Annotated in this window: 19 protein-coding genes and 1 tRNA gene; 10 read left to right on the plus strand and 10 right to left on the minus strand. The window is 68.5% G+C overall.

The features are described 5' to 3' along the window. Positions 1–18: 18 nt before the first annotated feature. The 4 genes from D9601_RS11305 to D9601_RS11320 all read right to left on the minus strand — a co-directional run bounded on the left by D9601_RS11305 (position 19) and on the right by D9601_RS11320 (position 4,618). Entirely contained in the window at positions 19–1,500 is a 1,482-nt protein-coding gene (locus tag D9601_RS11305; RefSeq protein ID WP_198354103.1) for a phytoene desaturase, read from the minus strand. Beyond that, positions 1,500–2,663 carry a lycopene beta-cyclase CrtY gene (gene crtY, locus D9601_RS11310; RefSeq protein WP_198354104.1) on the minus strand — a complete coding sequence of 388 codons (1,164 nt, stop codon included), beginning with the start codon at positions 2,661–2,663 and terminating at the stop codon, positions 1,500–1,502. Before crtY ends, D9601_RS11305 begins: the two co-directional genes overlap by 1 nt. Positions 2,664–2,886: 223 nt before the next feature. Beyond that, complete coding sequence (locus D9601_RS11315; RefSeq protein ID WP_198354105.1) at positions 2,887–3,576, minus strand: RlmE family RNA methyltransferase; 690 nt, start codon at positions 3,574–3,576, stop codon at positions 2,887–2,889. Positions 3,577–3,589: 13 nt separating this feature from the next. Next, positions 3,590–4,618 carry a Ppx/GppA phosphatase family protein gene (locus D9601_RS11320; RefSeq protein WP_198354106.1) on the minus strand — a complete coding sequence of 343 codons (1,029 nt, stop codon included), beginning with the start codon at positions 4,616–4,618 and terminating at the stop codon, positions 3,590–3,592. 184 nt (positions 4,619–4,802) lie between these two features. Between D9601_RS11320 and D9601_RS11325 the strand changes: the two genes are divergently transcribed. Next, positions 4,803–4,876: transfer RNA gene (locus D9601_RS11325), tRNA-Gln, on the plus strand. Between the two features lie 45 nt (positions 4,877–4,921). Here D9601_RS11325 and D9601_RS11330 read toward each other — a convergent pair. Together D9601_RS11330 and D9601_RS11335 are read right to left on the minus strand one after the other, a co-directional pair. Further along, the gene (locus D9601_RS11330) at positions 4,922–6,697 is read right to left on the minus strand and encodes a chloride channel protein (RefSeq protein ID WP_198354107.1); all 1,776 of its coding nucleotides are present in this window, start codon (positions 6,695–6,697) and stop codon (positions 4,922–4,924) included. A 117-nt stretch (positions 6,698–6,814) separates the two neighbouring features. Next, the gene (locus tag D9601_RS11335) at positions 6,815–7,273 is read right to left on the minus strand and encodes a hypothetical protein (RefSeq protein WP_198354108.1); all 459 of its coding nucleotides are present in this window, start codon (positions 7,271–7,273) and stop codon (positions 6,815–6,817) included. A gap of 317 nt (positions 7,274–7,590) precedes the next feature. On the opposite strand from D9601_RS11335, the gene D9601_RS11340 reads away from it, so the two are divergent. After that, the gene (locus D9601_RS11340) at positions 7,591–8,157 is read left to right on the plus strand and encodes a hypothetical protein (RefSeq protein ID WP_198354109.1); all 567 of its coding nucleotides are present in this window, start codon (positions 7,591–7,593) and stop codon (positions 8,155–8,157) included. Positions 8,158–8,164: 7 nt separating this feature from the next. Continuing rightward, a complete protein-coding gene (locus D9601_RS11345; protein ID WP_198354110.1) occupies positions 8,165–8,449 on the plus strand; it encodes a hypothetical protein in 285 nt (94 codons plus the stop codon). Positions 8,450–8,490: 41 nt separating this feature from the next. Here the strand turns inward: D9601_RS11345 and D9601_RS11350 are convergent, their stop codons facing one another. Continuing rightward, entirely contained in the window at positions 8,491–8,805 is a 315-nt protein-coding gene (locus D9601_RS11350; protein WP_198354111.1) for a hypothetical protein, read from the minus strand. 126 nt (positions 8,806–8,931) lie between these two features. On the opposite strand from D9601_RS11350, the gene D9601_RS11355 reads away from it, so the two are divergent. Beyond that, positions 8,932–9,120 (plus strand): hypothetical protein, encoded by a 189-nt coding sequence (locus D9601_RS11355; RefSeq protein ID WP_198354112.1) that lies wholly within the window; start codon positions 8,932–8,934, stop codon positions 9,118–9,120. A gap of 754 nt (positions 9,121–9,874) precedes the next feature. On the opposite strand, the gene D9601_RS11360 is transcribed toward D9601_RS11355, so the two are convergent. Together D9601_RS11360 and galA are read right to left on the minus strand one after the other, a co-directional pair. Continuing rightward, entirely contained in the window at positions 9,875–11,209 is a 1,335-nt protein-coding gene (locus D9601_RS11360; protein ID WP_198354113.1) for a M28 family metallopeptidase, read from the minus strand. Between the two features lie 60 nt (positions 11,210–11,269). After that, positions 11,270–13,723 (minus strand): beta-galactosidase GalA, encoded by a 2,454-nt coding sequence (gene galA, locus D9601_RS11365; protein ID WP_198354114.1) that lies wholly within the window; start codon positions 13,721–13,723, stop codon positions 11,270–11,272. Between the two features lie 101 nt (positions 13,724–13,824). Here galA and D9601_RS11370 point away from each other — a divergent pair, with 101 nt between their 5' ends. After that, positions 13,825–14,379, plus strand: a complete 555-nt coding sequence (locus D9601_RS11370) for a hydrolase (RefSeq protein ID WP_198354115.1) — start codon at positions 13,825–13,827, stop codon at positions 14,377–14,379. Between the two features lie 4 nt (positions 14,380–14,383). On the opposite strand, the gene D9601_RS11375 is transcribed toward D9601_RS11370, so the two are convergent. Then, positions 14,384–14,959: a TlpA family protein disulfide reductase gene (locus tag D9601_RS11375; protein WP_232474056.1), complete on the minus strand. Its 576-nt coding sequence runs from the start codon at positions 14,957–14,959 to the stop codon at positions 14,384–14,386. Positions 14,960–15,017: 58 nt separating this feature from the next. Here D9601_RS11375 and argH point away from each other — a divergent pair, with 58 nt between their 5' ends. From argH to D9601_RS11400, 5 genes are read left to right on the plus strand one after another with little or no spacing between them, the layout of a single operon-like run. Then, on the plus strand, positions 15,018–16,385 hold the full coding sequence (gene argH / locus D9601_RS11380) for an argininosuccinate lyase (protein ID WP_198354473.1): 1,368 nt from the start codon (positions 15,018–15,020) through the stop codon (positions 16,383–16,385). Next, positions 16,382–16,624 carry a hypothetical protein gene (locus D9601_RS11385; protein WP_198354117.1) on the plus strand — a complete coding sequence of 81 codons (243 nt, stop codon included), beginning with the start codon at positions 16,382–16,384 and terminating at the stop codon, positions 16,622–16,624. Before argH ends, D9601_RS11385 begins: the two co-directional genes overlap by 4 nt. 16 nt (positions 16,625–16,640) lie before the next feature. After that, complete coding sequence (gene lysA / locus D9601_RS11390) at positions 16,641–17,915, plus strand: diaminopimelate decarboxylase (RefSeq protein WP_198354118.1); 1,275 nt, start codon at positions 16,641–16,643, stop codon at positions 17,913–17,915. Next, positions 17,912–18,697: a precorrin-2 dehydrogenase/sirohydrochlorin ferrochelatase family protein gene (locus D9601_RS11395; RefSeq protein ID WP_198354119.1), complete on the plus strand. Its 786-nt coding sequence runs from the start codon at positions 17,912–17,914 to the stop codon at positions 18,695–18,697. The genes lysA and D9601_RS11395 overlap by 4 nt, the downstream gene beginning before the upstream one ends. Continuing rightward, positions 18,694–19,647: a zinc transporter ZntB gene (locus D9601_RS11400; protein WP_198354120.1), complete on the plus strand. Its 954-nt coding sequence runs from the start codon at positions 18,694–18,696 to the stop codon at positions 19,645–19,647. The genes D9601_RS11395 and D9601_RS11400 overlap by 4 nt, the downstream gene beginning before the upstream one ends. Positions 19,648–19,659 lie beyond the last annotated feature (12 nt).

Consider the following 19,659-nt stretch of genomic DNA (forward strand, 5'->3'; position numbering starts at 1 on the left):
CGGCCTGGCGTCAGCCGGTCACCCCTCCAGCATCAGCGCCGCGGTGGCCTTGGCGCTGCCGACCACGCCGGGGATGCCGGCGCCCGGATGCGTGCCGGCGCCGACGAAATAGAGGTTGGGGATCGCATCGTCGCGATTGTGGACGCGGAAATAGGCGCTCTGGGTCAGGATCGGCTCGAGGCTGAAGGCGGACCCCATGTGCGCGTTGAGGTCAGCCGCGAAATCCTTCGGCGCATAGCTGAACTTGGTGACGATCCGTTCGTGGATGTCGGGGATCAGCCGGCGGCCGACCTCGTCGAGGATGCGCTTCTCCAGGATCGGCCCCACCTCGTCCCAGTCGACCGGGAACTTGCCCATGTGCGGCACCGGCGCCAGCGCGTAGAAGGTCGAATGCCCCTCCGGCGCCAGGCCCGGATCGGTGACGGTCGGATGGTGCAGATAAAGCGAGAAATCTTCGCTGAGCACGCCATGGTCGTAGATATCGGCGAGCAGCCCCTGATAGCGCGGGCCGAACAGGATCATGTGGTGCGGGATGCCCGGCCACGTCCCCTTGATGCCGAAATGGACGACGAACAGCGACGGCGAATAGCGCTTGCGCTCCAGTCGCGCGCGCGTCCGCTGCGCGCTGCGCGATCCCGACAGCAGGTCGCGGTAGCTGTGCATGATGTCGCTGTTGCACGCCACCGCGTCCGTTTCGCCGCGCCAGCCGCTGGCGCAGACGACGCCGGTGGCGCGGTCGCCCAGCGTCTCGATCTGCGTCACCGCATCGCCCAGCCGCAACGTGCCGCCGATCCGCTGGAAATGGGCGACCATGCCGGCGACCAGCCGGTTGGTGCCGCCGCGCGCGAACCAGACGCCGCCGTCGCGCTCCAGCTTGTGGATCAGCGCATAGATCGCGCTGGTCGTCATCGGATTGCCGCCGACCAGCAACGTGTGGAAGCTCAGCGCCTGGCGCAGCTTCTCGTTGGCGACGAACTTCGACACGATCGAATAGACCGACCGCCACGCCTGATATTTGGCGAGCGCCGGCGCTGCCTTCACCATCGACGCGAAGTCGAGGAAGGCGACATGGCCCAGCTTCTCATAGCCTTCGTGGAAGACGCCGGCGGCATAATCGAGGAAATGCGCATAGCCGCTGACGTCGGCCGGATTGAGGCGGGCGATTTCCTGCTTCAAGGCGACGTCGTCGTTGGAATAATCGAAATTGGTGCCGTCAGGCCAGTTGAGCCGGTAGAAGGGGGTCACCGCTTCGAGCGTGACGTCGTCGGCGATGTTGCGGCCGGTCAGCGCCCACAATTCTTCCAGGCAGGCAGGATCGGTGATCACCGTCGGCCCGGCGTCGAAGGTGAAGCCGTCCCTTTCCCAATAATAAGCCCGGCCGCCCGGCTTGTCGCGCGACTCGACGATCGTCGTCTCGACGCCGGCGGATTGCAGCCGGATGGCGAGGGCCAGGCCGCCGAAGCCGGCGCCGACGACGATGGCGCGCCGTGGCTTGGCCATCAGCGTCGCCCCGCCAGCGCGCGGATCGCGCGGCCGATCGGCACCGGCGGTTTCCCGGTGAGCACGCGCGCCTTGTCCATCATCGTCGATTGTCCTGCATAGAATCGGCCGATCAGCCGTGCATCGAGCCGGTAGAAGCGTTCGAGCACGCGATAGCGTTCCTGCGGATCGGCGGCCTTGAACAGCATCGCGTCGAGCATGCGGTAAAAGCCGCGCGAACGCCAGCAGGCGCGCGCATGGTCATGCGTCAGCGCGTGCAGCGCCGCTCCCGACAGGTCGCGCGACCCGGCGATCAGCATCGCGGTGCGCACCGCATCGGGCAGCGAATAGCCGGTCGTCGGGTGGAACAGCCCGGCGCGCATCCCGGCCTTGGCGACGCCGGCCCCGCCCGATCGCCAATAGGCGTCGAAATCGCCGCCGATCGCAACCGGCAGCACGCCGGTCTCTTCATGCGCGCCACCGGCGGAACCATGCCAGCCATGCGCACCGGCATAGGCCCGTACCCGCTCGCGCAACGCCGGCACATCGAGGTCCGGCGTGTCGCTGTAATAGGTGTCCTCGACGAACATCGTCGTCGGCGAAAAGGGCAGGCAATAGACGAAGCGATAGCCGTCGAGCTGCGCGACGCTGGCGTCCATCACCACCGGTCGCGTCACGCCGTGCGTCACGCCGAGCTGCAGCTCGCGGCCCAGGAACTTCTGCCAGCCAAGTTCGAGCAGCGACAGATCGGCCGGGCCACGCGCATCGATTACGCCGCCGGCGGCGACGCGATCGCCGTCGCCCAGCACCACGGCGGTCGCCGAACAGGCGAGCACGCGCTGCCCGGTCATCTGCGCCCGCGCCGGTAATCGCGCGCGGACTACCGCGTCCAGCCGTTCGCTGGTGATCGAGTAATAGGTCGCATCGAGCGTGCGGCGCAGCGCCGGGAAGGCGACGTCATAGCCCTGCCAGCCATGGACGACGAGGGGCGCGAGCAGCCAGCGATCGCGTGCCGCGACGTCGCTGCCGAAGAACGACCAGACGTGATTGCCGCCAAAGCTCGCGCCCGCCTCGATCAGCCGGACGTCGAGCGTCGGGTGCCGCTCGGTCAGGGCGAGCGCGATCAGCGATCCCGCCAGCCCGCCGCCGACGATCGCCACGTCGCAAGGGATCGTCTTACCCATCGCCCGAGCGCCTAGCGGACGGAGGTGAGGGGTGGAAGGGGGCGTTGGGTGATCCGGGTCGGGAGCCTACCGCGTCAGCCACATCGTCATGCCGGACTTGTTCCGGCATCCACCGTTCCGCAAACGCAGACGCCACATGCCCTGCGGTACCGTGGATGCCGGAACAAGTCCGGCATGACGGAAAGCGAGGACGGGCGTAATCGCCACGGGGGCGGGAGGACGATCAGTCCTCCCCCTGGTCGTCCGTCACAGCGCGGCCCTTGAAGCCCTGCGCGACGACGAACCATTCCACCGATCCCTTGCGGCTCGACGGCGGCTTGGCGTGCTTCACCGTGGTGAAGGCGCGCTTCATCGCAGCGACCAGTTGCGAATCGGCGCCGCCGGCGAACACCTTCGACACGAAGGTGCCGCCCGGCACCAATACGTCGCAGGCGAAGGCGAAGGCGGTCTCGACCAGCGCCATCGTCCGCAGCGCATCGGTCTGCGGATGGCCGACGGTGTTCGCCGCCATGTCGGACAGGACAAGGTCGGGGGCACCGCCCAGCGCCTCCATCAGCCGGTCCGGCGCGGCATCGTCCATGAAGTCCATCTGGAAGATGGTGACGCCGTCGATCGGATCGACCGGCAGCAGGTCGATGCCGACCACCTGGGCCTTGGGCAGCCGGCGCTTGATCACCTGGCTCCATCCGCCGGGCGCGATGCCCAGGTCGACGACACGCTTGCTGTTGCGAATGATGCCAAACTTCTCGTCCAGCTCGATCAGCTTGTAGGCGGCGCGGCTGCGATAGCCCTCCGCCTTCGCCCGCTTTACATAGGGGTCGTTGAGCTGGCGTTCGAGCCAGCGGGTCGATTGCGCGGTCCGCCCGCGCGCGGTCTTGACGCGGGTGCGCAGCCCGCCGCCGTCTCTGCTCACGATGTCATTCCGTTCACGGTCTGGGGCTTCCCATCAGCCGCCTGAGGATGCCCTCGCGGATGCCGCGATCGGCGATGCCGAGCCGCTCGGCCGGCCACAGGTCGAGGATCGTCTCGAGGATCGCACAGCCGGCGACGACCAGATCGGCGCGCTCGCTGCCGATACAGGCGAGCTTGGCGCGCTCCGGCACCGCCATCCGCGACAGATCGGCGCTGATCCGCCGCATCGCCTGCGCCGGCACGATCAATCCGTCGACCTGGGCGCGGTCGTAATGGCTGAGGCCGAGGTGGACGCTACCCAATGTCGTCACCGTGCCGCTGGTGCCGAGCAGCCGCGGCCGCGGCGTCCCCTGCGGCAACCGCGCGGCGAAGCCGGCGAAACTGTCCGTGACGATGCGCCGCATCCGCCCGTAAGCGGCGAGCCGCTCCGCCTCGCTGTCGCCGATCCCGCCGACGCTCTCGGTCAGCGAGACGACGCCCCAGGGCGCCGAATGCCAGTCGAGCACGCGCGGCATCTGGCCGCGCGGCGTGTCGATCAGCACCAGCTCGGTCGATCCGCCGCCGATGTCGAAGACCAGGGCGGGGTCGTCGCCCGGCTCGATCAGCGCATGGCAGCCGAGCACCGCGAGCCGCGCCTCCTCCTCCGCCGAGATGATGTCGAGGTGGATGCCGGTTTCCTGATAGGCGCGGGCGATGAAATCCGGGCCGTTGGCGGCGCGGCGACAGGCTTCGGTGGCGACCGATCGCGCCAGCGTGACGTTGCGGCGCTTCAGCTTGTCCGAACAGACGCGCAGCGCCGCGATCGTCCGCTCGATCGCCGCGTCCGACAGCCGGCCGGTGGCGGCGAGCCCCTCGCCCAGCCGGACGATGCGCGAGAAGGCGTCGACGACGGCGAAACCGTCACCCTGCGGCCGCGCGATCAGCAGCCGGCAGTTGTTGGTGCCGAGGTCGAGCGCGGCAAAGGCCTGCGCGTCGGACCAGCGGCCGCGCTGCGGCCGGCTCGGCGCCGTTCGGGCAGGCGCGGCGGCCTGCCGGTACGGCATTCGGGCGGATCGATCCCCCATTGCCGTGTCACTCTTTCATTTCTGTTCTGCCGGCTCAGGCACTTGGCCCGATCGGTGCTTGCCCCCTAGGTAGCGTGCCTTGACCGCCGCGACAAGCCGAGCGCGGCGGCGGTGCGGCTCGGCTTGACAGCTCCGCCCGCCCCGCCTATCTGCGCGCCCTCGTTGCCCGATCCTCTAATGGTAAGAGAGCGGACTCTGACTCCGTCAATCAAGGTTCGAATCCTTGTCGGGCATCCAATCCTTCGCTGCCAATCCGTCGCTGATTGCGCCGGCTAGCGCGGCTCACGCCTCCCCGAACAATTCGCGCTGCGCCTTCTCCAGTTCCTCCGCATAGCGGCGGCGGACATGCGCTTCGGTCAGGATACCGAGCACCTGCGCCTGCCCGTCGATCACCGCCAATTCGTCGCGCTGCGCCGCATCGAATCGCGCCATCACCGCGACGATGTCGGTCTCCGGCGGCAACGCCTCGTCCCGCGCCTCGGCCAGCGTCGCCACAGCCGCGTCGGTGGCGACCGTGTCGCCGTGCGCGGCGACGGTCGGGACGATGCCGGCATAGCGATCCGCCTGATCGACGAGCACGACGCGGCTGGTCGATCCGAGCGGGAAGCGGCGACGGAATTCGGCGACGGTCATGTCGGCGGCGACCAGATTGGGCGCCCGCCGCATCATCCGCCCGGCGGTCAGCGCCTTGACCCAGCCGACATCGCGCGCCGATCGGATCGTCTCGCCGCGCAGATGCAGCCGCCAGGTCGAGAAGGAATAGCCGAACAGCTGGCGCACGATGGTCGAGGACACCAGGCTGGCGGCGAGCACCGCGCCGGTCAGGCTGAAATTGCCCGTCGCCTCCAGCACCAGCATGGTCATGGTGAACGGCGCGCCGACCACCGCGACGGCAAAGGCCGCCATGCCGACCATCGCCGCATTGCCGACGTTGAGGATCGATTCGCCCGCCACCCAGGCGAGCGCGCCGGCATAGAGATGGCCGACCAACGTGCCGAGGAACAGCGAGGCGAAGAACAGGCCGCCGCGAAAGCCGAAGCCGAGCGAGACGATCGAGGCGAGCGCCTTCAGCAGCAGCATCGCGGCGAGGAAGGCGAGCGGCAGCGCGATCGTCATGTCGAGGTGCAGCGCGCTATGCCCCGCCGACAGCACCTGCGGCGACAGGGCGGCGAGGCCGGCGAGGCCGACGCCGCCGAGGATCGGCCGCCCCCAGCCGGGCAGCAGCGCCCGCGACCGCATCTCGACCTGGGCGACGGCATGCATCAGCACGATGCCGAGCAGCGCGCAGCTCACGCCGAGCCCGCCGTAGAGCAGATAGCCGAGGGTGTGGATCGCTGGGCCGGTCTCGACATGGACGATATAGGGGATGGCGCCGAGCCGCTGCGCCGTCTGCGCACCGGCCAGCGCCGCGGCGACCACCGGCGCGACCGCGGCCGGCGTATAGGCGCCGATCACCACCTCGAAGGCGTAGAAGGCGCCGGCGATCGGCGCCCCGAACGCCGCGGCGATCGCGCCGCCCGCGCCGGCGCCGACCAGGGTGCGGATGTCGATCCGGCGCAGGTTGAGCGCGCGCGCCGCCGCCGAGGCGATCAGCCCGCCGAGCTGCGCATAGGCCGCCTCCAGCCCGACCGACGCGCCGAAGCCGTTCGACACGATCGTCTGGCCCGATACGATCAGACTGTCGCTCGCGCTCATCCGGCCGCCGTGCAGCGCATTGGCCTCGACCGCGTCGACCAGCGAGCGCCGCCGCGCGCCGACCAGCCGGTTGAACAGCACCAGCGTCACGCCGCCGACCGGCAGCACCAGCAATTGCGCCCAGCCGAGCGGCGGCGCGCCCGACAGGCGCAGATGGTCGGGCAGGTCGTAGAGCAGATGCTGCAGCGTCCGCGCCAGCGCGCCCTGCACCACGGTCAGCACCCCGGCGCCCATGCCGATCGCGATGGCGACCAGCACGAACAACAGTTCGATCGAGCGCACCCGCCCGCCCAGCCGACGCAGCAGCGCCGAGCCACCGCGCACCAGACGCGGTCGGGGCGAGGGGAGGGTGGGGCGGGTCATCCGCCCTCTCTGCGCCGCCCGGTCGGCGCTGTCACCCTGTGGCCGGCGATGGCTGTCGTGCGAGCCGGTGGGAGACCTGCGATCGACGGACGCCGGGAAATCGAGGGACGCGTCGGGCTACGACACCGACGTGACCTGGGGCTCGCCGTCCAGATGCCAGCCCGTTGCCGAACGAACATAGCGCGACACCAGGGTCGCGCCGCATAATCCGGTGCAGACATAGGACCATGCGACCGTTGCCGACCGTCCATCGGCGGCAAAGGTCGGAATGCCGATCGTGTACAGCGTTGCCGTCAGAAAATGCACCCCTTCGGTCGGAACGGCGATGTTGGCCCGCTCCCGATCTTCCTGTTTGGCGATCGTATAGCCCGGCGGTAGCGCCTTCCGCAGCTCGGGACAGACGGTCAGCAGGCTGGGCCGGCTCGCATCGTCGTCCACGAAGACTCCGCCTTGGGAAGAGGCCTGCACCGGCCGCGGCAGGTCCCGGACCACCGCCCGGCCGAGATCGCAGATGTCCCTTTGTGGAGCGGTCGACGCGGCCGTCGCGAATGTCAGAAGGCCGATCGCGAATACCATGACGCTCTCCGAGCCGGTGGATGGGCGGTTTCGCCGACCATGGTCGGCGCTCCGGACCGGCGGGTCAATCGTCCGCGCATCGGTTGCGGATGGTGAGCGGGTCGAAGAGTTCCATTGCGACGGAACCCTAGGAGTGCGAGCAGATCGCCTCCTGCTTTGCAACAGCTTCCATGGTCGTCTGCTATCGCCCAATAGCGGACATTTGCTCGCGGGTGTATCGCCAGCTCATGGTTCCTGCCGGCTATCTCTTGAAGCGCCTCACACCACCTCCCGGGTGGCTCGCTATTAGTCCCAGCCACATCAAAGACGTTTGCAGCGTGTCCGACTGCGTCAACGACAATGTCGTCGATGTGCAAGGAGCATGGCGGCACAACGGCTTCGGCTTAGCTAGCAACCCCGATGTGCTCGCGTCTTTGGCCGCCCAGGCTGGCGCTGACGTGAGCGATGCAGCCCTGCTCTACTTTACTGCCTACGACCGCGAGTTGGAGTCCGATGGGTGGAAGTTTGACCCTTCTGGCTGGCGGATGCGCTCACCCGTCACTTCTGCTGCTGTCACCGACGATGTTCGCCTTCCCGCTTCGAGTGCCTTGATACTGCTTGGTTACGATGTCGTGGTGTTCGGAGACTTTCTTGAACACTCCCCGTTGTCCTGCAACTCCATCGCCAAAGAGCTTCCTGTAAATGAGCATTGTTGTTTGCGAGCTTGGACGAAGCTGTTGCAGCCATTGATGCAGGAGCGTTTGGAAACGGCTGCGAGGATGGGGTCTATACGATCTTCGGGGTTCACCGGGTGCAATGAACGATGCGGTGCGAAAGTCGGCTTTCCCCCAAAAGCGGACGTTCCGCTTTCGCCCAATAGCGAACCTGCGCTGCGACGGCTATGATGCGGGGATGGATGAGAAGCCAATGACCCGGTTCGACATTCGCCTGCGATCCGGCGGCTATATCTTGCCCGCGATTGGCCTGTTCTTGTGGATCGTAGGTGTGGGTGTGCCAATCGTCGCCTGGCTTACCAACACGCCGATCTACAACAGAAACACAGGACAGCCGGGGGACGCACTCTCGCTTTCGGGAGTCTTGTTCGCCGTTGCCTCTGCCATGATCGGTATGATTTTGATTCGAGTAGGAGGAGCGATCAGGCGCGCCTATCGCAACGGCAGACGTAGCGGATTTTAGCGTCTGCTATTCCCCCGAACCAGACGTTCCGCTAACGCCCACTATCTGACATTCGCAGTTAAACGCTCAGCGGCAGCTCCAGCGCGCACGACGCAGCCGGCGAGATTGTCCTCGGTCGTAGTGCATCGGCTGGCCCCAATGTGCTTACCGTCGCGCTCGAAGTTCACAACGATGCGGACTTTACCACTTCCTTTCGATACGATCTGCTCGATAACAGCTTGTATCCGATGGTGGACGTCCGTGATTTGAATATCAGCCGCTTCGGCTTGGAACAGGACTGCGAAGCGTTGGGTTAGCCCGTCATCGCCGCCAGTCCAGACTTCCACTGCCGAACCCTGCTCCATAGCAAGCAGCATAAGAGGCGCGTATAACATACAAAAGCCTTAGACGTTTCGTGTCCACTGTCCGTCAATAAGCGAACATTCCGCTGAATCCCAATAGGGGACGTTGCTGCCAAGCACCACGTCATCTAGCGTAGCGCCATGTGGACCTTCTTCCTTTGGACCTTCGCAGCCTTTGCAGCAGCGATCTACTGCCTGACCAAGGCCGTGATTGACCTCCGCAGCCGGAAATATATTTCGGGCGTCATCGGCTTAGCGAGCGCGGTGGTCTTCCTCCTCACCCCTACACAGGTCACGACCCAGCCTGTGAAGATTGATTTGCCCGCGTAAATCCACGTCTGCTTCCGCTCGGAAGTGGGCACGAAGAGCAGAGTATCTCTTTCTCCGTTGCGGACGCTCGTTCAGCGTGACAGCCTTGCGGCATGTATATCAGGATTGTACGGCGACCAGTTGGTGAAGCTCCGGAATGAGTCAGAGACGCGTGGATTGGTTTGTCGTTGCCATTGGCCTCGAGGCGCAAGCGTGAGTGGCCAAGTTTAGGCGTGCTGACGGGGCCAAGAGGTTGGCTTTCGCAAATCTGGGCGACCGTCAGCGGCAAAACTTTCTTGGTGAGTGGTTACGTGGTCAACGCGAAGGCAGCGGTCGATCAGCTAGCTGATCGTCGTCCGAGTGCCGCTGCGTGGTGGCGGGAACATGCCCCTCACATGCTCACCGGTCGGCGCTTGTTTACGTTCGATGTCGCTGCATGTGAGCACGAGGCCTAGGACGGCTGGCGGCCTTTCAGCGTTTCACTTTCAATTTGAACCGTCTCCTTTCCCCCAAAAGCAGACATTCGCGGCGGAGATACCCTCCGCCGCACCGGCGCGAACCGGTGCATCCAGAGGGCATTGATACCCCCGCTAGCGAACGCGGTACCCACGTCCGCTTTCGCCCAAGAGCGGACATCGCATTCTACTTATTAGGTCCGCAGCGGAAGGCGGATCGGCGAGATTGGTCCCACATCCAACACCGCGGAACCGCAGCTCCGCGGTCGTCGGGCGGAGTCCGGTCTGCCGCCCGTCGCTGCACTACCCAGCTCCCCCCCTCACTCCGTCGGGCGGCCGTCCTTGGTCCAGTGCGGCGTGAAGCGGCTGTCGGCGAGCCAGCGGATCGGCTTCATCAGCGACTGGATGGCGCGCTCCATGAACGGCGCGTCGACGCGGTCGGGCGTGTCCTGCGGCGTATGATAGGTCGCCACCTCGCCATAGCCCGACACGGTGTGCGCGACGACGCCGCGCAGCGCGAGCGCGTAATTGTCGGAGCGGCGGAAATATTGCTGCTCGGGATAGGGATCGGCGTCGATCAGCGCGCCGTGCGCGCGGAGCGCCGCGCCCAGGTCGGACCGTTCGTAGCCGGTCATCTGCAGCCGGTCCGCCGCCAGCTTCGGCACCCGCGCGCCGAGCATCTCGAATTCGATATTGGCGGCGATCCGGTCGAGCGGCACCGGCGGATGGTCGCCGAACCAGCGTGCGCCGAAGCCGCCCGCTTCTTCCGATCCATAGGCGACGAACAGGATGCCGCGCCGCGGCGCCTTGCCCGCCGCCAGCACGCGCGCGATCTCGAGCAGCGCGACCGTGCCCGATGCATCATCGTTGGCGCCCGGCCATATGGCGCCGTCGGCACCGACGCCGAGATGGTCGAGATGCGCGGTCAGCAGCAGCACGCCCGCCGTCGGATCGCGGCCGGGCAGATAGGCGACCGCATTGGTCGTCTCCGTCCGCGCCAGCGTGAACGGGATCGACACGATCGCCGTGGCCCCGTCGCGCTGCAGCCGCTGCATCGTCGCCGCGCCGAACGCGACGTTGGCGCCGCGGCCGGTGGGCGCGCCGTCGGCGAAGTCCATCGGCAGGCGCGGCCGTCCGCCGCCCGCCTCATAGCCGCGGCGGCTGCCTTCGCCGGCGGCGATCACCGTGACGCTGGCGCCGCTCTCCGCTCGGGCCTTGCGCAGGGCGGCGCCACCGGTGGCGGCGTCGGGCACGACCAGCACGTCGACCTTGCTGCCCGCCGGCATGCGGCCGAGCACGCCGACCTTGCCGCCCCAGACGCCGCCGCTGCCCGACAGCAGGGTGGCGTCGCCGGCCGGCGTGCCGTCGATCAGCAACTCCGCCGGCCCCGCCTGGACCTGGCGGAGCAGCGGCACGCGCTGCAGATAGCCGGTCATGCCCGGCGCGGTCATCAGTCCATAGCCCTGCAGCTGCGCGGCGACATAGGCGGCGGCGACCGCCTCGTCATGCGTCGCGCTGCCGCGCCCGCGCAGGTCGGGGCCGGCGAGGAAGTCGAGGTGGGCGCGGACGCGAACCGGATCGACGGTGTCGCGCGCACCGGCGGCGGTTCCCGCCGTGGCCAGCAGCACCGCCAAGAATATCGCGCGCGTCGTCATGGTCATCCTCCCCGTGTCCGCCGCTTACTAGGCCGGGCCGGTCGGGATGTCACCGGCCGCTCAATCGGTCAGAATGGGTAGCATGGCTGACCTTAATCCGCTGGCCTGCGCCTCCAGCCGCAGCGCGCCGCCGCCGGGCCCGGCTTCGACCAGCGCCATCGCCAGGCCGTTGAAGGTCGACCGCTGCTCCGCCTCGTCGGCCTCCAGGCTGCGCGGGTCGCCGTTGCCGACCCCCAGGATCCGACCCGGCCCCGTAAGCGCGAACTTTATCAACTTTGCCGCGGTCGGCACCTCGCGCCCCTTGCCGTCGACGATCGCGGCACGGATCACTGCCACCTCGCCCGGCCGCAGCCGCCGGCGGTCGCTCGACAGCCGGATCGCGGCGGGGGCGCCGGTCGTCTCGCGCACCGCGACCAGCCGTTTGCCGTTCGCATGGCGGCTGCGCGCCTCGATCCGGCCGGGGGCATAGGGCACCGACCAGGCGAGGTGGCGGCCGCGCTCGACCGTCTTCGTGCCGAGGCTGCGGCCGTTGAGGAACAGCTCCACCGCCTCGCCGTTGCTGTGCACCCAGACGTCGACCGGCTGGCCTTCGCGCCCCGCCCAGTCCCAGTGCGGGAACAGGTGCAGCACCGGCTCCGCGCCCCACCAGGCCTTGTAATAATAGTAATTGTCCTTGGGGAAGCCGCAGCTGTCCATCTGGCCGAAGTTGGACGCGTTGCTCGGCCAGCTCTCATAGGGCGTCGGTTCGCCCTTATAGTCGAAGCCCGTCCACACGAAGCCGCCCGACAGCCACGGCCGTGCGTCGTACAGCGTCCACCAGCGCGCGGCGGTGCTCGCCCAGCGCGGGAAGTCGGTGTCATAGGCGGGGACGAGCTGCGCCTTGTCGTCGCGGGCGTAGACGCCGCGGGTCATCACCGTGCTCGCCGTCTCGGTGCCGATCGTCGGCACGTCGGGATGCGCGGCGTGGAACGGGTCGATGCCGTCGAGATAATAGTTGAAGCCCATCACATCGAGCACGGGGCTCGCGCCCTCGCCGAAATGGCCGTTGAACGCCTCGGTGATCGGGCGGGTGCCGTCGAGTTCGTAGATGCGCCGCTTCATCGTCCGCGCGATCGCCGCGCCGGTCGCGGTGGCGCGGTGCACCTCCTCGTTGCCGATGCTCCACAGGAAGACGCAGGCGCGGTTGCGGTCGCGGCGGATCATCCGTTCGAGCTGCCCCATGGCTTCCGGATTGCTCGACATCTGCCGCGTCTCGTCGAGCACGAGGATGCCGAGTTCGTCGCAGGCGTCGAGCACCGCGGGCGGGGCCGGGTGGTGCGTCGAGCGATAGGCGTTGGAGCCCATCGCTTTCAGTTGCTCGATCCGCCAGCGGTGCAGGCTATCGGGCACGGCGAAACCGACGCCGGCATGGTCCTGATGGTTGCAGGTGCCCTTGATCTTGACCGGCTTGCCGTTGACGAAGAAGCCGGCCTTGGCGTCGAAGCGGAAGGTGCGGATGCCGAAGCGGGTGGTGTCCGCGTCGACCGCCATGCCGTCGCGGATCACCGCACTTTCGAGCCGGTGGATATGTGGCGTCTCCGGCGACCAGAGCTGCGGATCGGCGACGGTCGCGACCTGGTCGACGGTGCGTCCGCCCCAGGCGGGCAATGCCACCTGTTGCTCGACCACCTCGGCGAGCCGCCGTCCGTCGGGTCCGATCACCGCGGAGCGCAGCGTGACCGTGGCGGCGGGGCCGTCGTTGACCAGCTCGGTGGCGATGCGGATGGTCGCACGGCCCGCGCCGACCTCCGACCGCACCGCGACGCCCCATTGCCGGATGTGCGTCGGCGCGCTCGAAACCAGCCGGACGTGGCGGTACAGGCCGGCGCCTTCGTACGACCATGCCTCGCCCAAGCTGACGTCGCAGCGCACGACGAGGATATTGTCGCCGCCCGGCACGGCGAAGTCGGTGATGTCGACGCTGAACGGCGCATAGCCGCTTTCGCTACGGCCGACGAAGAAGCCGTTGAGGATCACCATCACGTCGCGCGTCGCGCCGTCGAACTCGAGCCGGAGGCGGCGGCCGGCCTCGGTCGCCGGAATGTCGAGCCGGCGGCGGTACCAGCCGACGCTGTTTGCCGGAAAGCGGCGGCCGACCGGCTTGAACCCCTGGTAGCTGCCGGTCTTGTCCGCCTCGCTGCCTGGCGGGCCGAAGCGTTCGTAGGGCAGGGCATTGGCCCAATCGTGCGGCAAGCGCACCGTCGCCCAGCCGCTGTCGTCGAACTTCGGCGTGGCGACGGGTGTGCCGGCATCGCCCGACTTGGCATAAGTGTCGTGGCTCGCGCCGAAGCCGAAATCCTGGGCCGGGTCGGCGGCATGGCCGAGATGGAAGCGCCAGCCGTCGTCGATGGGCGTGATGCGGCGCGGCGACGGCATCGTCGGGACGGTGCCGGCGATGGCGCGAGCGAAGGGCAGCGCGGCGGCAGCGGCCCCGGCTCCGGCGAGCAACGTGCGGCGTTCTACGATGATCGTCATTCGGTCCTCCCGGCAGAACGACACCCTACCGCACCCGTCACCGCAGACAATATACGATCTCGTCGTACGGAACGTCGTTCGGCGCGGCCGGTTATGGCGCGATGACCCAGCTCGACCCCCGCACCACCGCCCTGATCCTCATCGACCTGCAGCGCGGCATCGTGCCCGGCGACAAGGGGCCGCGCACCGGCGACGAGGTGGTCCAGACCGCCACGGATCTGGCCCAGCGCTTCCGCGCCGCCGGTGCGCCGGTCGTCGTCGTCCACGTCGGCTTCACGGCTGACGAGGCACCAAGCCTCAACGTCGACCAGCCGCGCCTGCCCAGGGAGGGGACGCCCGCCGGCTTCGCCGACCTGCTGCCGGGCATCCGCGAGCTGGGCGATGTCGTCGTGCTCAAGCATCATTGGGGCGCCTTCACCGGCACCGATCTCGACCTGCAGCTGCGGCGGCGCGGCGTCAAGACGGTGGTGATCGCCGGAATCGCGACCAATTTCGGCGTAGAATCGACCGCGCGATCGGCATGGGAATTGTCCTACGACGTCGTCATCGCGGAAGACGCCTGCACCTCGCGTTCGGCGGAGCTGCACGACTTCGCCGTCCGCCACATCCTGCCGCAGATCGCGCGGGTGGTGCAGAGCGACGCGATCGCCCTCTAGCGGATCAGCGCGCCTCGGCGATCAGCTTGGCCGCGGCCGCGCTGCTCCAATCATTGCCACCGTTCCAACGCCACACCTCCTTGCCCGCCGAATCGAACAGGATCGTCGTCGGCAGATTGGTGCCATAGGCCAGCGACAGCGCCATCTTCGCGTCGACATAGGGAGCGAGGGCCGCCGCACCGTGATCCTTCAGGAAGGCGGGCACCTTGTCGGTCGCCTGCATGTCCTGGCTGATCGCGACGACGCGCACCGTGCCGGCCTGCGCCAGCTTGCCGAGCGTCGGCAGTTCGGCGACGCATGGCCCGCACCAGGTCGCCCACAGATTGACCAGAACCGGCTTGCCTCGGAAGGCGGCGAGGCTGGTCGATTTGCCGTCGGGGCCGACGAAGGTCGCGGCGGGGGCCGGCGCGCCGGCATGGCTGCGATCGATGCCGGTACGCGCGACCGCCGTCGTCGCGGCGGGCGCCGCCTCGTCGGGCGACGGCGCCGCGGCATTGTCGGCAGTTGCGGCGTTCGCTTGTGCGTTTCCCGCGCTTTGCCTATCGCAGCCCGCAGCGGCGAGCGCGAGGAGGCCAGCCATCGCGACCCGTACAGACGAAGACGGTGACATGAGCACTTCCAATTCCCCTACGTCGAGCATGTGGGGCGGGCGGTTCGCCGAAGGCCCGGCCGCGGTGATGCGCGAGATTAACGCCTCGATTCCATTCGACAAGCGGATGTGGCGGCAGGACATCGCCGGGTCCAAGGCGCATGTCGCGATGCTCGCGCAGCAGGGCATCGTCGCCGCCGACGATGCCGCGGCGATCGACGCCGGGCTCGACCGGGTTGCGGCGCACTACGCCGAACAGGGCGTCGCCGAGGATCTCGCCCTCGAAGACATCCACATGCAGACCGAGGCGCGGTTGGCCGAGGCGATCGGCCCGGTCGCCGGCCGGCTGCACACCGCGCGCAGCCGCAATGACCAGGTCGCGACCGACTTCCGCTTGTGGGTGCGCGATGCGATCGACCAGACGCTGACCGCGCTTGCCGCCTTCCAGCGCGCGCTGCTGGCGCGCGCCGAACAGCATGCCGGCGATGTCATGCCCGGTTTCACCCACCTGCAATCGGCCCAGCCGGTGACGCTCGGCCACCATTTAATGGCCTATGTCGAGATGGCGACCCGCGACGTGTCGCGCTTCCGCGATGCGCGCGGGCGGATGAACCAATGCCCGCTGGGCAGCGCCGCGCTCGCCGGCACCGGCTTTCCCGTCGACCGCCACGCCACCGCCGCCGCGCTCGGCTTCGACGCGCCGACGCGCAACAGCCTGGACGCGGTCAGCGACCGCGACTTCGCGCTCGATTATCTGACCGCCGCCGTTCAATGCTCGCTGCACCTGTCGCGCCTGGCCGAGGAATTCGTGCTGTGGGCGTCGCAGCCGTTCGGCTTCGTCGCGCTGTCCGACCAATGGTCGACCGGCAGCTCGATCATGCCGCAGAAGCGCAACCCCGACGCCGCCGAGCTGGTACGCGGCCATGCCGGGCGCATCATGGGCTGCATGACCAGCCTGATGGTGACGATGAAGGGCCTGCCGCTCGCCTATTCCAAGGATATGCAGGACGACAAGCCACCGGTCTTCGAATGTCACGACCTGCTCGGCCTGTCGCTCGCTGCGATGACGGGGATGGTCGAGAGTGCGACCTTCCGCACCGATCGGATGCGTGCGCTGGCGGAGAGCGGCTTCGCCACCGCCACCGACTTTGCCGACTGGCTGGTGCGCGAAGCGGGCCTGCCGTTCCGCGAGGCGCACCACGTCACCGGCCGCGCCGTGAAGCGCGCCGAGGAACTGGGCGTGCGGCTCGACCAATTGCCGTTCGCCGAGTTCCAGGCGATCGATCCGCGCGTCAACGAGGGATTGTACGACGTGCTGTCGGTCGACGCCTCGGTCGCCAGCCGCACCAGCTTCGGCGGCACCTCGCCCGCCAATGTGCGCGCCGCGATCGCCGCCGCGCGGGAGACTCTGGCATGATCCGCCGCCTTCGCCTCGTCCTGGCCGCCTGTGTCGCGCTCGCCGGCTGCGGCACCGTCTCCGATCTCGAGCCGCCGAAGGGCCGGCCGCTGCCCGTCGCGCCGCGCGGGGCGGAAGCGACGCCGACGCCCAAACAGTTGCTTACCCCGACGACGCAGCAGCGTCCGGAGCGCAGCGATGAATTGCTGCGCCAGTCGGACGAGCGCCGTTCCGACGAATTCGACCTGCCCCCCAACTGATCCAATCGGCTGTTCCATGGACCATTTCGCCTATCGTGACGGCATTCTTCACTGCGAGGACGTGCCGCTGACCCGCATCGCCGACGAGGTGGGAACGCCTGTCTACGTCTATTCGACCGCGACCTTCCGCCGCCACGCGCAAGTGTTCCGCGACGGATTGAAGCACGTCGGCCCGATCCACCTCGCCTATGCGATCAAGGCCAATCCCAATGTCGCGGTGCTGCGCGTGCTCGCCGACGAGGGCTATGGCGCCGACGTCGTCTCGGGCGGCGAGATGGCGCGTGCCCTGGCGGCGGGCATCCCGGCCCGCGACATCGTCTTCTCCGGCGTCGGCAAGACGCGCGTCGAGCTGAGCAAGGGGTTGGACGAGGGCATCGGCCAGTTCAATCTGGAATTGGAGGAGGAGGGCGTCGTCCTCGCGCAACTGGCGGCGGCGCGCGGTGTGCGGGCACCGGCGACGTTGCGCGTCAATCCGGACGTCGATGCCGGCACCCACGCCAAGATCTCGACCGGACGGCGCGAGAACAAGTTCGGCGTGCCGATCGACCAAGCGCCCGCGATGTTCGCGCGGCTGGCGGCGCTCGACGGCCTCGATCTACGCGGCGTCGCCTGCCACATCGGCAGCCAGCTGTCCGATCTGTCGCGGCTGGAGGAAGCCTATGCGCGGATCGGCGCGCTGGTCGCCGAGTTGCGGGCGGCGGGCCATGTGATCAGCCGCGTCGATCTCGGCGGCGGCCTGGGCGTGCCCTACAAGGAAGGCGACATACTGCCGAGCCCGGCCGATTATGGCGCGATGGTCGCGCGCGCGACCGCGGGCTGGAACGTCGAACTGATGTTCGAGCCGGGCCGTGTCATCGCCGGCAATGCCGGGGTGCTGCTGACCGAGGTGATCTGGGTCAAGCCGGGGGTGGAGAATCCCTATGTCATCGTCGATGCGGCGATGAACGATCTGGCGCGGCCGGCGCTCTACGACGCCTGGCACGATTTCGCCGCGGTGCAGCCGTCGGGGGAGCGGATGACCGCCAACATCGCCGGGCCGGTCTGCGAGACGGGCGACACCTTCGCCCTCGCGCGTGACATCGACGCGGTGAAGAGCGGCGATCTCGCGGTGTTTCGCACCGCCGGCGCCTATGGCGCGACGATGGCGTCGACCTACAACAGCCGTGCCTTGGTGCCGGAGGTGCTGGTCGACGGCGATCGCTATGCCGTCGTCGCGGACCGCATCGCGGCGGAGACGATCCTGGCGGCGGAGCGGGTGCCGGACTGGCTGCGCCCGCAGGCGGCGGGATGAGCCTGCACAGCCTGCCGCTGTTCGTCCGGCTGGCGGGCCGCCCGGTGATGCTGATCGGTTCGGGCGAGGCGGCGGACGCCAAGCGTCGCCTGCTCGAACGCGCGGGCGCGGTGATCGTCGGCGAGGACGCGTCCGCCGTGCTGGCGATCGTCGCGCTCGATGCCCCGGAAGAAACGGTGGCGCGGCTCAAGGCGAGGGGGCTGTTGGTCAATGCGGTCGACCGACCCGATCTGTGCGACTTCACGCTGCCGGCGATCGTCGACCGCGATCCGGTGATCGTCGCGGTCGGCACCGGCGGCGTGTCGGCAGGGCTGGCCGCGGCGCTGCGCCAGCGGTTGGAGGCGTTGCTCCCCGCCCGGCTCGGCCGGCTGGCGGAGGAGTTGTTCGCCTCGCGCGGCGATCTGCGCCAGCGCTGGCCGGACGGCGGGGAGCGCCGGCGGATGCTTGCCGCCGGCATGGTGGCCGGCGCACCGCTCGATCCGCTCGGCGAAGCGCGCGACGGCGCGGTCGGCCGTTACATCGCCGCTGCCGGTGGCCCCGCCGGATCACGCGTCGTAATCATCCGCCTACGCTCCGACGATCCCGACGACCTGACGCTGCGCGAGGCGCGGGCGCTCGCCTCGGCGGACCGGGTGGTCCACGGCGTGGACGTGCCGGCGGCGATCCTCGACCGGGCGCGTGCCGACGCGGAGCGGATCGCCGCGCCCGCCGTTGCAGGGGGACAGGTCGCGTCGCCTGTCGATACAGGTGCGGGACTGACCGTGATCGTGGAGAGACAATGAGCGGCTTCGGCTATCGCATTATCGGCGGCACGGCGCAGGAAGTCCCGGTCAAGGAGGCGCTGGCGCCGGGTGCCGACTTGGTCTGGGTGCATCTGTCGACCACCGCGGAACATGCGCAACTGTGGTTGCGCGAGCGGGCGGAACTGCCCGAATATGTCGTCGACGCCCTGACCGCGCAGGAGACGCGGCCGCGTTGCGAAGCGTTCGACCATGGCGCCTTCCTCAACCTGCGCGGCCGGTCGAGCGAAGAGCTCGACACATCGGACCTGCTCGCATCGGTGCGCATCTGGGCGGTCAAGGGCCGCGTCTTCTCGGTGACGCGCAAGCCGCTGGTCGCGGTCGCCGCGGTGCGCAAGGAGGTCGAGGGGGGGCGGATCGTCGATCCCGGCGATCTCATCGCCGCCTTCGCCACGGCGATCACCGCCGATCTCGATCCCGACGTCGCCGATCTCGGCGACCGGCTCGATTCCTGCGAGGCGGATCTCGACGCAGCCAGGATTTTCGAGTTGCGCCGGACCGTCACGCAGGTGCGCGTCGCCGCGATCGGCTACCGCCGCTTCCTGGCGCCGCAGCGGACCGCTTTGGAGACGCTGGCCAATCTGCCCGGCGAATGGCTGCACGAGGACGACCGGCGGCATTTGTCGTCCGCAGCCGATCGCGCCGCGCGCATGGCGGAAGAGCTGGAGGCGATCCGCGAACGCGCCGCACTGACCCATGAGGCGCTAACCGACCTGCGCGCCGAACAGCTCGACCAGCGCTCGCTGATCATCTCGATCGTCGCGATGGTGTTCCTGCCGCTGACCTTCATCACCGGCCTGTACGGGATGAACGTCGACAATCTGCCGTATCAGCACGAACCCTGGGCGTTCGATGCCATCACCGGCGTCTGCGCGCTGATCGCGGCCGGCGTGACGATCTACTTCGTCCAGCGTCACTGGTTCCAGCGCTAGGGCCGCCGGGCG

The organism is Sphingomonas sp. MA1305 (assembly GCF_016107325.1).
Classification (GTDB): Bacteria; Pseudomonadota; Alphaproteobacteria; order Sphingomonadales; family Sphingomonadaceae; genus Sphingomonas.